Genomic DNA, 14,859 nt, shown 5'->3' on the forward strand with positions numbered 1-14,859 from the left:
GGCACGCCTGAAGCTGGCGATCGACCTCACGCGCGAGCTGCTGGGTGTCCCTGACGACCATCGCATAGCGATCGTGCCGGCCTCCGATACCGGCGCCGTCGAGATGGCGCTGTGGTCGCTGCTGGGCGAGCGTGGCGTCGACGTGCTGGCATGGGACAGCTTCGGCTCCGGCTGGGCGTCCGACATCAGCAAGGAACTCAAGCTCAAAGATGTCCGCGCGCTGAAGGCCGGCTATGGCGAGATCGTCGATCTGAAACAGGTCGACTGGAATCGCGATGTCGTCTTTACCTGGAACGGCACGACCTCCGGCGTGAAGGTGCCGAACGGCGACTGGATCGCCGATGACCGCCAGGGCCTCGCCATCTGCGATGCCACTTCGGCGGTCTTCGCCATGGACCTGCCCTGGTCCAAGCTCGATGTCACCACCTGGTCGTGGCAGAAGGCAACTGGCGGCGAGGCGGCGCATGGCATGATCGTGCTCAGCCCGCGCGCCGTGAAGCGCCTCGAAACCTACACGCCGGCCTGGCCGCTGCCGAAGATCTTCCGCATGGCGAAAGACGGCAAGCTGATCGAAGGCATCTTCAAGGGCGAGACGATCAACACGCCGTCCATGCTCTGCGTCGAGGACATCATCGACGCACTGAAATGGGGCGAGAGCGTCGGCGGCCTGAAGGGCATGATCAAGCGCTCGAACGACAATCTCGCCGCGCTGACCAGATGGGCCGAGAAGACCGCTTGGGTCGATTTTCTCGCCGCCGATCCGGCGATCCGCTCGAACACCTCCATCTGCCTGAAAGTGGTCGATCCCTGGTTCACCGCCTTGGGCGCCAAGGACCAGGAAGCCGCCGCCAAGCAGATCGCCGCGCTGCTCGAGAAGGAAGGCGTCGCGCTGGATATCGGCGCCTACCGCGATGCCCCGCCGGGCCTGCGTATCTGGGGCGGCGCCACGGTCGAGGCTTCGGATATCGAAGCGCTCTGCCCCTGGCTGGATTGGGCCTTCGCCGAAGTGAAGGCCACGTTCAAGCCGGCCGCGGCCGCCTGATCCGACAGCTTTGAGCGGGTGCGCGCGATCGCACCCGCATTCCCTCTTTCCGACATTCGAGGACTATTCCCATGGTCAAGGTTCTGATCTCCGACGAACTGAGCCCCGCTGCCGTCGATATCTTCAAGACCCGCGGCGTCGAGGTAGACATCAAGACGGGCCTGAAGCCCGACGAGCTGATCGCCATCATCGGCGAGTATGACGGCCTCGCCATCCGCTCCGCCACCAAGGTCACCGCCAAGGTGCTGGAAGCGGCCAGGAAGCTGAAGGTCGTCGGCCGCGCCGGCATCGGCGTCGACAATGTCGACATCCCGGCTGCGACCGCCCGCGGCGTCTGCGTCATGAACACGCCGTTCGGCAACTCGATCACCACGGCAGAACATGCCATCGCCATGATGATGGCGCTGGCCCGCGAGATTCCGCAGGCCGACCGCTCGACGCAGGCCGGCAAGTGGGAGAAGAACCGCTTCATGGGCGTCGAGCTCTACGGCAAGACGCTCGGCCTGATCGGCTGCGGCAATATCGGCTCGATCGTTGCGGATCGCGCCCAGGGCCTGAAGATGAAGGTGGTCGGCTACGATCCGTTCCTGACGCCGGAGCGCGCCACGGCGTTGGGCATCGAGAAGGTCGAACTCGACGAGTTGCTGGCGCGGGCCGATTTCATCAGCCTGCATACCCCGCTGACCGACCAGACGCGCAACATGCTCGACGCCAGGGCCCTGGCCAAGTGCAAGAAGGGCGTGCGCATCATCAACTGCGCCCGCGGCGGCCTGGTCAACGAGGAAGACCTCAAGGCGGCGCTGGATAGCGGGCAGGTTGCCGGTGCGGCCTTCGACGTCTTCGTCACCGAGCCCGCGAAGGAGAACGTGCTGTTCAACCATCCGCGCTTCATCGCCACGCCGCATCTCGGCGCCTCGACGACGGAAGCGCAGGAGAATGTCGCACTGCAGGTGGCCGAGCAGATTTCCGACTATCTGCTGACCGGCGCGGTGACCAATGCGCTGAACATGCCTTCGGTTTCGGCCGAGGATGCGCCGAAGCTGAAACCCTACATGAAGCTGGCCGAGCAGCTCGGCAGCTTCGTCGGCCAGCTTGCGGAAGCCAATCTCACCAAGGTGATGATCGAATACGAAGGCCATGTCGCGACGCTGAACACGCGGCCGCTGACCGCCATCGTGCTGGAAGGCCTGCTGCGCCGCCAGCTCGACAGCGTCAACATGGTCAACGCGCCGCTGGTGGCCAAGGAGCGCAATATCGAGGTCTCCGAGGTCAAGCATGACCGCGGGGGCGACTACCACACGCTGATGCGGGTGACGATCCATGCCGACAAGGTGCGCCATCTCTCGGGCACCCTGTTCGCCAACCAGAAGCCGCGCGTCGTCGAGATCAAGGGCATCGACATCGATGCCGAGCTCGGGCCCAACATGCTCTACGTCACCAACGAGGATAAGCCGGGCTTCATCGGCCGGCTGGGCACGGTGCTGGGCGATGCAGGCATCAACATCGCCACCTTCCATCTGGGCCGCGCCGCGCGCGGCCAGGACGCCATCTGTCTGGTCGAGGTCGACAGCCAGATCCCGGCCGAAGTGGCCGAGAAGGTCAAGCAGATCCCCGGCGTGCGGCAGGCCACGCCGCTGAAGTTCTGAGCCGTACGTCGATTCACAGCTTTACGGGGGCGGACCAAGCCGGTTAACTGGCTTGGTTCCGCATCCCGGAACCTCTCCAGGAGCGTACCTGGGAGCGTACCTGGGAGCGTATTCCAGGAGCCTGTCCAAGGAGCCTATGCATGGCCCGATCAGTCCGTTCCCGTCTGGCCCGTCTGGTGCTTTCGCTGGCATTGCCGCTGGCGGTGGTTGCCTGCGGTCCGTCCTCCACCGAGGAGACGCTGAAAAAGGCCGAGCATGCCGATACGCGAGCCGACCTGGAAAAGGCGATCGGCCGGCCCACCGAAATCCAGAAGCTCGGGCCGATCGAACAATGGACCTATAAGACCAGCGACGGTTCGGTCACCTTCGTGATTGCCGGCGACAAGGTGACGCTGGCCTCGGGCGGCACGACCAAGAAAAGCCAGTAACGGCCGGGCGCAGCCGGCCGGCTGCGGATTTTCCCCTGAGAAATTGACCTGAAAAATTGATCAAGGTCATCGTTGCGGCGCCATGCCACACAAACGCGAATGACTTTCAATTGCGGTAGTCGGCGGGCTTTGCCACCATGCGCATCGCCCCGCCAGACATCCCAAAGAGGACATCGATGCGCTTGCTTACCGCAATGGCCGTCACCGCCTTGCTGCTCGGCGGCAGTCTTTCCGCTCAGGCCAGGGAATACCCGATCGGCGAGCTGCAGACCCGCGACGGCTTGGAGATCGCCGCCGTCTATCTGCAGCCGATCGAAATGGATCCGCCAGGCATGATGCGCGCCGCCGCCCAATCGGACATCCATCTCGAGGCCGATATTCACGCCACCCAGGATAACAGAAACGGTTTCGCACAGGACGCCTGGCTGCCGTATCTCGTCGTGCGCTACGAGCTCTCCAAGCTCGGCGGTCCCGACGTGCTGAAAGGCGACCTGATGCCGATGGTGGCTGCCGACGGGCCGCATTACGGCGATAACCTGAAACTGATGGGGCCGGGCAAGTACAAGCTTCGGCTGACCATCCTGCCGCCGAGCGAAAACCATACTGCCCATTTCGGCCGTCACGTCGACAGGGAGACCGGCGTCGAGCCCTGGTTCAAGCCGATTACGGTGGACTACGAATTCACCTTCGCCGGAACGGGCAAGAAGGGCGCCTACTGACCGCATCCGGCAATGAATGTCGGCGCTTTTCTGATCGCGCGCTCGCAGCCGGCGGCGCGGCAATTCGGCGAATGGCTGCGCTGCCACCAGCGCGCCATCCGCCGCATGCAATGGGGCGTCGTGGTTGTCTACCTCGTGCTTGTTGCCGTGCCGGCCTTCCTGCCGCTGCCGGACCGCACCGCGCATCTGTGGAACGATCTGACGCTGTTCGCCCAGTTCGCCTTCTGGGGCATCTGGTGGCCCTTCGTGCTGCTCAGCATGATCGTGGTCGGCCGGTCCTGGTGCGGCTTCTTCTGTCCCGAAGGCGCCCTCAGCGAATTCGCCAGCCGGCATGGCAAGGCCTATGCGCTGCCGCGCTGGCTCACCTGGCGCGGCTGGCCGTTCGTCTCTTTCGCGCTGACGACGGTCTATGGTCAGCTCGTCGGCGTCTATCAGTATCCCCGGCCCGTGTTGCTGGTGCTGGGCGGCTCGACGCTGGCCGCCATCGCCATCGGCCTGCTGTATGGCCGCAACAAGCGCGTCTGGTGCCGTTATCTCTGCCCGGTCAACGGCGTCTTCGCGCTGCTGTCCAAGCTCTCGCCGCTGCATTACCGCGTCGATCAACAGCGCTGGCAGCGCGCGCCGGCGCATGGCCATGCCGCTGCGGCACCCAATTGCGCCCCTCTGGTGCCGATCCGCACCATGCGCGGCGCCAGCAACTGCCATATGTGCGGCCGCTGCAGCGGCTTTCGCGATGCCATCGCCCTGACGCTGCGCGCGCCGAATGACGAGATTGTCGCCGTTGCCGGCGGGCAGCCGGATGCCTGGCAGACCCTACTCATCCTGTATGGGCTGCTCGGCATCGCGATGGGTGCCTTCCATTGGTCGGCCAGCCCCTGGTTCATCGCGGCCAAGCAGGCGGTCGCCGAGCGGCTGGTCGATGCCGGCGTCATCTGGCCGCTGGCGCAGTCGGCGCCATGGTGGCTGCTGACCAACTACCCGGCGCAGAACGACGTGATGACCCTGCTCGATGGCGGGCTGCTGCTCGCCTATATCGCCGCTAGCGCACTGACCATGGGGACGATGCTGGCCGGCCTGCTGGCCCTGGCCACCCGTGCCTGCGGCGCCTGGTCCTGGCCGCGCTTCCATCATCTGGCGCAGGCGCTGATCCCGATTGCCGGCTGCGGCGTCTTTCTCGGCCTGTCGGCGCTCAGCGTCACCATGCTGCGCTCGGAAGGCCTGGCGCTGCCGTGGGTCGGCGGCCTGCGCGCCGCCTTGCTGGCCGGCGCCGTCCTGTGGTCGATCTGGCTCGCCTGGCGCATCGCGCGGAATGCGGCGGCGACGATCTGCATGGCGCTGGCCGCGCTGCTGGCCGCCGGCGGCTGGGGCCTGCTGTTCTGGATCTGGTAACCGGTCAGCGCGCCGGATAGCTGCGCCCGCCGAAGATGGCGCTGCCGACCCGCACATGCGTGGCGCCAAGCTGCACGGCGGTCTCGTAATCGCCGCTCATGCCCATGCTGAGCCAGCCCAGGCCGTTGCGCCGCGCGATCTTGTTGAGCAGCGCGAAATGCGGCGCCGGTTCTTCCTCGGCCGGCGGAATGCACATCAGCCCCACCACGGGCAGGCCGAGGCGGTCGCGGCAATCCCGGATGAAGGCGTCCGCATCCTGCGGCGCGCAGCCGGCCTTCTGCGGCTCCTCGCCGGTATTGACCTGGATGAAGCAGGGCAGCCGCCTGTTGCTCCTGGCGAATTCCTTCGCCAGTTCCTCGGCCAGCTTGGGACGGTCCAGCGTGTGGATCACGTCGAAATGCGCGACGGCCTGCTTGACCTTGTTGGTCTGCAGCGGGCCGATCAAATGCAGCACCAGATCGGGACAGCGTTCGCGCAGGGCAGGATATTTCGTCATGCCTTCCTGCACGCGGTTCTCGCCGAAATGCCGCTGGCCGGCGGCGAGGGCGGCCTGCACCGCCGCGGCGGGAAAGGTCTTGGCCACCGCGATCAGGGTGACGGCCGCGGGCTCGCGCTTGGCTTCCACTGCGGCGGCGGCGATCTTCTCGCGCACGGCGGCGAGACTGGCGGCGATCTGAGAGGCTTCCGGGGCGGCGTCGGTCATGGCACGGTGCTGGAATGAAAAGGCAGGGCCGCACGCTAGCAATCCCGGGCCGCAGGCGAAAGCCCCGCGCCGCGCCGCGCCTGCTGGCGGTCACCGATCTGCGGCGCATGGCGGATCCGCGGCCGATGATCGAGCGGCTTCCGCGCGGCAGCGGCGTGCTGTTCCGCCATTACGAATTGCCGCGGGCAGCGCGGCTTCAACTCGCCCGCCAGATCGCGGCGCTGTGCCGCCAACGCGGATTGTTCCTGCTGGTTGCCGGCGATGCGCCGCTGGCGCAGGCGGTGGGCGCCGATGGGCTGCATCTGCCGGAATGGATGCTGCACGGGCGCCGGCGCCCGAGAGGCGGCTGGCTGGTCACCGCGGCCGCCCACAATGCCGCAGCGATCGCCCGGGCAGCGCGCGGCGGCGCCGCTGCCGTGCTGATCTCGCCGGTCTTCGCGACCGCCAGCCATCCGGGGGCGAAGGCGCTGGGGCCGGTCCGGTTCGCCGCCCTGGCGGCGCAGGCCCGGCGCCGGGGATTGCTGGTCTATGCCCTGGGCGGGATCGATGCCGCGACGCTGAAACGGCTACGGCCTGTCCCCAAAACGGGAATCGCCGCCATCGCCGGGATGGCGGCGCTCGCCGAATGCCGGCCTGACCGGCCGGGGATCAGAAGGTGATGCCGTAGCTCAGCGAGGCGATCACCGCGGCGGCGCAGAGGCTGCCGTTGCCGCCGCCGAAGCATTCGCTGCTGCTCAGGTTGTTGTCGACATACTGGATGCCGGCGGTGAAGCCCCAGTAGGAGGCGAACAGGCCGACATTCCAGTCGGTGTAGTCCGGCGTGCCGAAAGCGGCATTGTCGTCGATCACCTGATGGCCGATATTGGCGACCAGCCTCGGTTCGAACTGGGTCACCGGGATCGGCACGGTCACGCCGGCGGTATAGTAGATCGAGCGGCCGCTGCCGTTGAAGTAGTCGTTGCTCATGTAGACGCCGGCGACCGGAATGACGTAGCCGAAATCGTAGCTGCCGAGCAGCTTCAGCTCGGTATAGGGCTGATTGGGCGCGTTGTCGGTGTCGAGATACTCGTAGCGCACCACGCCAAGATCGAAGCCGAGCTTATCGAAGGTGAAGCGGAAGCCGCCGGTCACGTCCACCTCGGCCTTGGTGCCATTGTGGAAGTTGACGTTGCTGCCCCACAGGCCGAGATAGCCGCTCACCGTGTCGTTGATCTGGAAATCGCCTTCGATGCCGGGCTGGATCGCCGGGCTGCCATCGGTCTGGCTTATTCCGCGGAAATAGTATTCCGATACGGCGCCGAGCGTGGCGGTCGCGCTCAGCCGATCGTCCTCGGCCCTGGCCTGGCCGGCGATCAGGGCCATCGCCAGCAGGGCAGCCTGGAAGACCACTTTCTTCATCGATGTTACCTCCGAGATGACATTCCGAGCGAAAGATAAGCAGACCGGAAATTGCGCCACAAATGCTTCTCTCATGGCTCCGGATTGGACGGCGGAAACTGTGTCTCTTCGGTTACACTCATGCCGAAGCGCGGGCAGTCTGTGCAAAATATGGGCAAAATCCGCCACCCAAAAATTCGCCACCCATGCTGCGGGCGTATTGCGTTGACGCAGGGTAGCGGCTTTAGGCTGGCGAATCAAAAGACCGCGTCGAAATGGAGCGAGACATGAGCGAAGCATCCCTGGTGCAGATCGAATCACGTGGCGCGGTGCGCATCCTGCGCCTCAACTATCCGGCCAAGCGAAACGCGCTCTCGCTCGAACTGCGCGCCGAGCTGATCGAGGCGGTCCGCGATGCGATGGCGGCCAAGGCGGTCCGCGCCCTGGTGCTGACCGGCAATGGCGGCGCCTTCTGCGCCGGCGGCGACATTTCCTCCATGCAGGCGGTCGGCGGCGTCGCCGGGCGGCAGCGCCTGGCCAGCCTGCACGAACTGGTGCGCCTCCTGCTCGCCGGGCCGAAGCCGGTGATCGCCGCCGTCGAGGGCTATGCCTACGGCGCCGGCATGTCGCTGGCGCTGCTCTGCGATCAGGTGGTCGCCGCGCGCGACGCCAAGTTCTGCTGCTCGTTCAACAAGGTCGGCCTGATGCCCGACATGGCCGCGCTGTGGACGGTGCCGCAGCGGGTCGATGGCGGCTGGGCCAAGCGGCTGCTCATACTGGCCGAGGAAATCGACGGCGAGACGGCCCTGCGCATCGGCCTGGCCGACCAGGTGGCCGAACCGGGCGGGGCGCTGGATGCCGCGCTGGCCCTGGCCGGGCGCTTCGCCGCCCTGGCGCCGCTGCCGATCGCCTTCACCAAGGCCGTGCTGGCGCGCGGCCCGCAGCCGCTCGAGGCTCTGCTGGCGCAGGAGGCCGACGGCCAGGCGCTGCTGTTCAACAGCGCCGATTTCGCCGCGGGCCGCGACGCCTTCCTGGCGAAACGAAAACCGCAATTTCGCGGCTGTTAACGCGGCGTAACCTTCGCCTGAGCGCCGGCCTCCGGCTTGCAGCGCGTCTGGCGCGCCCATAGACTGGCGTTACATAAACAACCTGCACCTGTGTCTGAGGGAGGAAGTAGATGCTCGGCCTGATTCAGGACCGTCCGCTGTTGATCTCGTCATTGATCGAGTATGCCGCGCTGTATCACGGCGATACCGAGATCGTGACCCGTACCGTCGAAGGGCCGATCCATCGTTATGGTTACCGCCAGTTGCGCGACCGCTCGAAGCAGCTTGCCAACGCCCTGACCAGGCTGGGCGTGAAGATGGGCGACCGCATCGGGACGCTGGCCTGGAACACCTACCGCCACATGGAGCTGTATTACGGCGTCTCCGGCATGGGCGCCGTGCTGCACACCATCAATCCGCGCCTGTTCCCCGAGCAGATCGACTACATCGCCAATCATGCGGAAGACCAGTATCTGTTCTTCGACCTCACCTTCGCGCCGCTGGTCGAGAAGCTGGCGCCGGCGCTCAAGACGGTGAAGGGTTTCGTGCTGATGACCGACAAGGCGCATATGCCGTCGGACAGCAGGATTCCGAACCTGATCTGCTACGAGGAGCTGATCGGCGCCGAAAGTGCCGAGTTCGCCTGGCCGGATTTCGACGAGAAGACGGCCTCGTCGCTCTGTTACACCTCCGGCACCACCGGCAACCCGAAGGGCGTGCTGTATTCGCACCGCTCGACCCTGCTGCACAGCTACTGCGTCTGCACCCGCGACGGGCTCGGCCTGTCCTCCTACGACAGCGCGCTGGTGATCGTGCCGCTGTTCCATGCCAATGCCTGGGGCGTGCCCTACGGGGCGGCGATGTGCGGCGCCAAGCTGGTGCTGCCGGGCCCGTCCCTGGACGGCAAAAGCGTCTACGAGCTGCTGCGCGAGGAGAAGTGCAACTTCTCGCTCGGCGTGCCGACCGTCTGGCTCGCCTTCTTCCAGTATGTCGACCAGAATCCCAGCCTCGACACCAAGAAGGACATCCTGCTGCAGCGCGTGGTCATCGGCGGCTCGGCGGCGCCGCGTGCGATGATCGAACGCTTCGCCAAGCAGTTCAATTCCTACGTCATCCATGCCTGGGGCATGACCGAGATGTCGCCGCTGGGAACCACCGGCAACCTGCTGCCCAAGCATATGAGCCTGCCGGACGAGAAGCGCTTCGACGTGCAGCAGAAGCAGGGCCGCGTCGTCTACGGCGTCGAGATCAAGATCACCGGCGACGACGGCAAGGAACTGCCGCGCGACGGCAAGGCCTTCGGCGACGTGAAGGTGCGCGGACCCTGGATCACCAAGGGCTATTTCAAGGGCGAGGGCGGCCAGGTGCTCGACAAGGACGGCTGGTTCACCACCGGCGACGTCGCCACCCTCGATCCCGACGGCTACATGCAGATCACGGACCGCTCGAAGGACGTGATCAAGTCGGGCGGCGAATGGATCTCCTCGATCGATCTGGAGAACGCCGCCGTCGGCTATCCCGCCGTGCAGGAGGCGGCGGTGATCGGCGTCTTCCATGCCAAATGGCAGGAGCGGCCGCTGCTGCTGGTGATCCCCAAGCAGGGCCAGAGCATCGACAAGGCCGACCTCATGCGCTTCCTGGAGGACAAGGTGGCCAAGTGGTGGCTGCCCGACGACATCGTCGTGGTCGACGAATTGCCGCATACCGCCACCGGCAAGCTGCTCAAGACCAAGCTGCGCGAGCAGTACAAGGACTACAAGCTGCCGACGCCCGGCGCTTAAGCCGGCGCTTAAGAGCCCGGGCGCGTCAGCGCCAAAGAAAATGGCGGCGCGTGACGGCCCGGTCGGCCGCACTCGCATGAACCGCACTCGTATGAAAAATGGCCCCGGCGGTGCGCTCCGCCGGGGTTTTTTCTTTAAGTCATTGCCGGGATTGCACCGCGCTGCGGCAGGGCCGCCCGGCTGCAGGCCAGTTGCGAGCCAGCTGCGAGCCCATTGCAGCCGATTCGATGCCGCTTCGGCGCCAGGAGAAAGCCGGTCGCGGCCCAGTCCAATCCTGGCCCAGGCGATTGGCCTTCCGCGGCAAGGCCTTGATGTCCTGCCGCACCCTCTCGTCAAAGCGCCTCGTCGTCCCGCGAAGGCGGGGAGCCAGGGACGTATGCTCAGGCTGCAGCTCCCCGGGTTCCCGCCAAGAAGAGTTTCTTGGGCGGGAGCGACGAAAAGCCTGAAAGTCACCCCAGCCAATGGGACCTTGGGTCTCGCCGGCGAACGGCCGGCTCGCCCGGGGGTGACGTGCGGGGTTGTGTGACGGCCGATCGTTTCAACAACAACCAACCGTCATTCCGGCTCGCGCGGCGTGTTTGCGCCGCGCCGCGCGAGCCGGAATCCCATTTGAAGCCTGGGAGTGCCTGTTCCGATCCACGATGTCCAACAACAGCGACCGTCGTCCCGCGAAGCAGGTGCGGCGGTCGTCAGATCATAAAAGGAACATTTTGGCTTACAGTCAAGGTTATTTTATCCTATGTTCTAATCTCTGAGAACGGAAGGCATCGCCGCCAGCTCGCCGCCTGCGCCAAGCGGGGCGGGCGACCGCACTGGTCGACCGCACCTGGCGGACGCAGACCTCAACCCCGGCTTTTCACGGCCCGGCAAAGCCGGGCTCTGTTCCCCCCGCCGGGCGGATCGCTTCGCCGTCACCCGAGATGATACACCGCACGCTCGTCGGCCGGGCCGTCGCTTTTGACCCGGCCATCGCTCGCCATATGGATGAGGTGCGCCAGCACCGAGCGTGCGGCGGCCGGATGCAGGTACGCGGGCACGTCGGCATACATCGCCGCCACCATCTGCGGGATCGTCTGCGGCCCGGATTTCAGGCAGGCAAGAATCTGCGCCTCGCGCGCCTCGCGGTGGGCCAGCAGGGCCTGCACGAAGGCCTGCGGGGCGACGCCGGTGGTCTGCGCGTCGACCGGCGCGCCATGCGTCGGATAGAAGCGGCGCTCGCCGCGCGGCAGCAGTTTGTGCAGGCTGGCATAATAGTCCGACATGTTGCCGTCGGGCGGCGAGATCACCGTGGTCGACCAGCCCATGACATGATCGCCCGAGAACAGCGCGTCTTCTTCGCGCAAGGCGAAGCAGAGATGGTTGGAGATATGGCCCGGCGTATGTAACGCGGTGAGCGTCCAGTCCGGGCCGGTGACGGTATCGTTTTCGGCCAGGATGGCGTCGGGGCGGAAATCGTGATCGCCGCCTTCCTCGACCGCCAGGCCGCCTTTCGGCTGCGGGTGCGGCCCGAAGGCATAGGTTCTGGCGCCGGTGCGGCGCGCCAGTTCGGCGGCGGCCGGCGAATGATCGCGATGCGTATGCGTGATCAGGATGTGGCTGACGGTCTCGCCGTCCAGCGCGGCCAGCAGGGCCTCGAGATGGGCGGCATCGTCGGGCCCCGGATCGATCACCGCCACGGTGCCGCGGCCGACGATATAAGTGCCGGTGCCATGAAAGGTGAAGGCGGAGGGATTGCGGGCGATCACCCGGCGCACGCGCGGGCTGAGCGCGGCGACGCCGCCGTAATCGAAGGCAAGCTCCTTGACGAAGGGAATGGCCATGCTGGTTTCCTGAGTGGCGGCCGGGACGGTTCTGCATGCCGACAGATGGTGAAAATTGCCGTAACGTCAAGTCACTAGCGTTGCAGCCAACGTAAATCCGATTGACCGCCACGGCACGGCTTCCGTAATGTGCCATCAACGCAGAGCGGCACCAAGACCGCTTCATCCTCCGGGGAGGATACGCTGACCGAGTTCGTGCAATTGTTGCTGAATGGGGTATCGGCCGGCTGTATCTACGGCCTGATCGCCCTCGGCTTCGTGCTCATCTACAAGGCGACCGAGATGGTCAACTTCGCCCAGGGCGATCTGTTGATGCTGGGCGCCTTCATCGCCTTCACCCTGATCGAGAGCTTCGGCTTCAACTACTGGCTCGCCTTCGTCGGCGCCGTGCTGTTCATGGCGGTGTTCGGCTATCTGCTGGATACCTTCATCCTGCGCCAGGTGATCGGCCAGCCGCAATTCGCCGTGGTCATGCTCACCATCGGCCTCGGCTTCATCTTCCGTGCCGGCGCCTCGATGGTCTGGGGCACCGAGACCAAGGCCTTCGATACGCCGTTCACCGACGGCGTGACCAGGCTCGGCGGCTTCGTCATCGCCGATGTCAATCTCTCCATCGTCGCCGGCACGGCGATCCTCTGCGCCGTGCTCTATGGCTTCTTCCGCTATACCCGCATCGGCATCGCCATGCAGGCGGCCTCGCAGAACCAGCTTGCCGCCTATTACATGGGCATTCCGGTGAAGATGATCTTCTCGCTGATCTGGGCGATCTCGGCCGGCGTCGCCGCGGTCGCCGGCATCCTGCTGGCGCCGGTTTCGCTGATCGACGTCACCATCGGGCTGCTCGGCCTGAAGGCCTTCTCGGCCGCCGTGCTGGGCGGCTTCGGCTCGATCCCGGGCGCCGTGATCGGCGGCCTGCTGATCGGCGTGATCGAGCAGTTCTCCGGCGTCTATCTCGCTGAGGGCTTCAAGGATGTCGCCGCCTATGTGGTGATCCTGGCCGTGCTGTTCCTGCGCCCGCAGGGCCTGTTCGGCAATATCGGCCGCAAGCGCGTGTAGGGGAGGGAGCCAAACGCGATGCGCTTCTTCTTCAAGACCCGCTACGAGCAGGATATCGACCTGTTCCGCGACAATGTCGACCGCTTCTGGTACGGCCTGCTGCTGGCGATCCTGCTGGCGATGCCGTTCCTGGTGGAGCAATTCTGGCTCGGCGAGATCGCCAATGTCTTCATTCTGGCGATCGTCGGCATCGGGCTGATGCTGCTGACCGGCTTCACCGGCCAGGTCTCGCTCGGCCATGCCGCCTTCCTCGGCATCGGCGCCTATACCCATGCGATCCTGCTGCATCTCGGCCTGCCGATGATCGTCACCATACCGGCGGCGACTTTGCTGTCGGCGCTGATCGGCGCCGTCATCGGCTTTCCGGCGCTCAGGCTGACCGGCATCTATCTCGCGATCGCCACGCTGGCCTTCGCCTTCATCATCGAGCAGATCCTGATCCGCTGGGAAAGCGTCACCGGCGGCTTCGCCGGCTTCGCCGTCGACCGGCCCGAGCTGTTCGGCATCGGCATCGTCGACGACATCCCCTTCTATTATTTCTGTCTCGGCGCCGTGATCCTGGCCGTGCTGGCGGCGCTCAACCTGCTGCGCTCGCCGACCGGCCGCGCCTTCATCGCGATCCGCGATTCGGAGATCGCCGCGCAGTCGATGGGCGTCAACCTGGCGCGCTACAAGACGCTGGCCTTCGCCATCTCGGCCGGCTTCACCGGCTTCGGCGGCACGCTGTTCGCCCACCGCATCGGCTATCTGGCGCCCGACGCCTTCGGCATCCTGCTTTCGATCCAGCTTCTGCTGATGGTCGTGGTCGGCGGCCTGGGCTCGATCCACGGCGCGATCTACGGCGCGATTTTCGTCGGCGCGCTGCCGCAGATCATCGCCATTTTGCGCGACTATCTGCCGGAGAACGTGGCGCGCCAGCCGGGCCTGGAGCCGGGGCTGTTCGGCCTCATCCTGGTCTTTTTCATCCTGTTCGAGCCGCTCGGCATCTATGGCCGCTGGCTCAAGGTGAAGCTCTATTTCTCGCTGTTCCCGCTCTACAAGAAGGCGACCTTCAAGCGGCAGAAGACCTACACGAAATCGGAGCGCTTCCGATGACCCTGTTCGCGGCCGAGAACATCGCGATCAATTTCGGCGGCATCAAGGCGGTCGATGGCGTCAGCTTCGCCGTCGAGCCCGGCGAGGTTTTCACCATCATCGGGCCGAACGGCGCCGGCAAGACCACGGTGTTCAACCTGATCAGCCGGATCTACACGCCGAGCGAAGGCCGCCTGCTGTTCGAGGGCGAGGACATCACGCGCCTGCCGCCGGACCGCATCGCCGGCCTGGGCATTGCACGCACCTTCCAGAATATCGAGCTGTTCGAGCATGCCACGGTGCTGCAGAACCTTCTGCTCGGCCGCCATGCCCATCGCGGCGGCAACGCCATCGCCGACCTGCTGTTCCTGCCCGGCGTGCGCAAGCGCGAACTGGCGCATCGCGAGAAGGTCGAGCAGGTCATCGACTTCCTCGACCTGCAGCATTACCGCGACGCGATGATCGCCAACCTGCCATACGGCGCGCGCAAGGTGGTCGAGCTGGCCCGCGCGCTGTGCAGCGAGCCGAAGCTGCTGCTGCTGGACGAGCCGTCCTCGGGGCTGAACACCGAGGAGACCGAGGACATGGCCTTCTGGATCCAGGACATCAAGAACGATCTCGGCATCACCGTGCTGATGGTCGAGCATGACATGACGCTGGTCAGCGAGGTGTCGGATCGCGTGCTGGCGCTGAATTACGGCCGCATGCTGGCGATGGGCTCGCCCCAGGAGGTGCAGAGCCATCCCGAAGTGGTCAAGGCCTATCTGGGAGGCTGACA

The 14,859-nt window shown here is 65.7% G+C and carries 14 protein-coding genes; 11 read left to right on the forward strand and 3 right to left on the reverse strand.

The window, feature by feature from the left end; all coding sequences use genetic code 11:
* From VF194_RS02165 to VF194_RS02185, 5 genes are all read left to right on the forward strand, one after another.
* A partial coding sequence (locus tag VF194_RS02165) for a phosphoserine transaminase (protein WP_330887566.1) occupies window positions 1–1,042 on the forward strand: 1,042 nt, incomplete at its 5' end.
* Window positions 1,043–1,113: 71 nt separating this feature from the next.
* Complete coding sequence (gene serA / locus VF194_RS02170) at window positions 1,114–2,688, forward strand: phosphoglycerate dehydrogenase (RefSeq protein WP_330887568.1); 1,575 nt, start codon at window positions 1,114–1,116, stop codon at window positions 2,686–2,688.
* Between the two features lie 140 nt (window positions 2,689–2,828).
* A complete protein-coding gene (locus VF194_RS02175) occupies window positions 2,829–3,116 on the forward strand; it encodes a hypothetical protein (protein ID WP_330887569.1) in 288 nt (95 codons plus the stop codon).
* 176 nt (window positions 3,117–3,292) lie between these two features.
* Window positions 3,293–3,835 carry an iron transporter gene (locus VF194_RS02180; RefSeq protein ID WP_330887571.1) on the forward strand — a complete coding sequence of 181 codons (543 nt, stop codon included), beginning with the start codon at window positions 3,293–3,295 and terminating at the stop codon, window positions 3,833–3,835.
* A gap of 12 nt (window positions 3,836–3,847) precedes the next feature.
* The gene (locus VF194_RS02185) at window positions 3,848–5,224 is read left to right on the forward strand and encodes a 4Fe-4S binding protein (RefSeq protein ID WP_330887574.1); all 1,377 of its coding nucleotides are present in this window, start codon (window positions 3,848–3,850) and stop codon (window positions 5,222–5,224) included.
* Between the two features lie 4 nt (window positions 5,225–5,228).
* On the opposite strand, the gene VF194_RS02190 is transcribed toward VF194_RS02185, so the two are convergent.
* Complete coding sequence (locus VF194_RS02190) at window positions 5,229–5,927, reverse strand: YggS family pyridoxal phosphate-dependent enzyme (RefSeq protein ID WP_330887576.1); 699 nt, start codon at window positions 5,925–5,927, stop codon at window positions 5,229–5,231.
* Window positions 5,928–5,941: 14 nt separating this feature from the next.
* Between VF194_RS02190 and VF194_RS02195 the strand changes: the two genes are divergently transcribed.
* Window positions 5,942–6,586 carry a thiamine phosphate synthase gene (locus VF194_RS02195; RefSeq protein WP_330887577.1) on the forward strand — a complete coding sequence of 215 codons (645 nt, stop codon included), beginning with the start codon at window positions 5,942–5,944 and terminating at the stop codon, window positions 6,584–6,586.
* Here VF194_RS02195 and VF194_RS02200 read toward each other — a convergent pair.
* A complete protein-coding gene (locus VF194_RS02200) occupies window positions 6,576–7,325 on the reverse strand; it encodes a TorF family putative porin (protein ID WP_330887578.1) in 750 nt (249 codons plus the stop codon). The two genes, VF194_RS02195 and VF194_RS02200, sit on opposite strands and share 11 nt — an antisense overlap.
* A gap of 266 nt (window positions 7,326–7,591) precedes the next feature.
* Here VF194_RS02200 and VF194_RS02205 point away from each other — a divergent pair, with 266 nt between their 5' ends.
* Together VF194_RS02205 and VF194_RS02210 are read left to right on the forward strand one after the other, a co-directional pair.
* Window positions 7,592–8,371, forward strand: coding sequence for an enoyl-CoA hydratase/isomerase family protein (locus tag VF194_RS02205; RefSeq protein ID WP_330887579.1), 780 nt, complete (start codon window positions 7,592–7,594; stop codon window positions 8,369–8,371).
* A 110-nt stretch (window positions 8,372–8,481) separates the two neighbouring features.
* On the forward strand, window positions 8,482–10,131 hold the full coding sequence (locus VF194_RS02210; protein ID WP_330887581.1) for a 3-(methylthio)propionyl-CoA ligase: 1,650 nt from the start codon (window positions 8,482–8,484) through the stop codon (window positions 10,129–10,131).
* Window positions 10,132–11,042: 911 nt separating this feature from the next.
* On the opposite strand, the gene VF194_RS02215 is transcribed toward VF194_RS02210, so the two are convergent.
* A complete protein-coding gene (locus VF194_RS02215) occupies window positions 11,043–11,951 on the reverse strand; it encodes an MBL fold metallo-hydrolase (protein WP_330887583.1) in 909 nt (302 codons plus the stop codon).
* Window positions 11,952–12,080: 129 nt separating this feature from the next.
* On the opposite strand from VF194_RS02215, the gene VF194_RS02220 reads away from it, so the two are divergent.
* From VF194_RS02220 to VF194_RS02230, 3 genes are read left to right on the forward strand one after another with little or no spacing between them, the layout of a single operon-like run.
* A complete protein-coding gene (locus VF194_RS02220) occupies window positions 12,081–13,007 on the forward strand; it encodes a branched-chain amino acid ABC transporter permease (RefSeq protein ID WP_330887585.1) in 927 nt (308 codons plus the stop codon).
* Window positions 13,008–13,025: 18 nt separating this feature from the next.
* Window positions 13,026–14,102, forward strand: a complete 1,077-nt coding sequence (locus tag VF194_RS02225) for a branched-chain amino acid ABC transporter permease (RefSeq protein ID WP_330887586.1) — start codon at window positions 13,026–13,028, stop codon at window positions 14,100–14,102.
* On the forward strand, window positions 14,099–14,857 hold the full coding sequence (locus VF194_RS02230) for an ABC transporter ATP-binding protein (protein ID WP_330887588.1): 759 nt from the start codon (window positions 14,099–14,101) through the stop codon (window positions 14,855–14,857). Before VF194_RS02225 ends, VF194_RS02230 begins: the two co-directional genes overlap by 4 nt.
* Window positions 14,858–14,859 lie beyond the last annotated feature (2 nt).

Origin of the sequence: Ferrovibrio sp. (assembly GCF_036381655.1) — a bacterium.
Classification (GTDB): Bacteria; Pseudomonadota; Alphaproteobacteria; order Ferrovibrionales; family Ferrovibrionaceae; genus Ferrovibrio.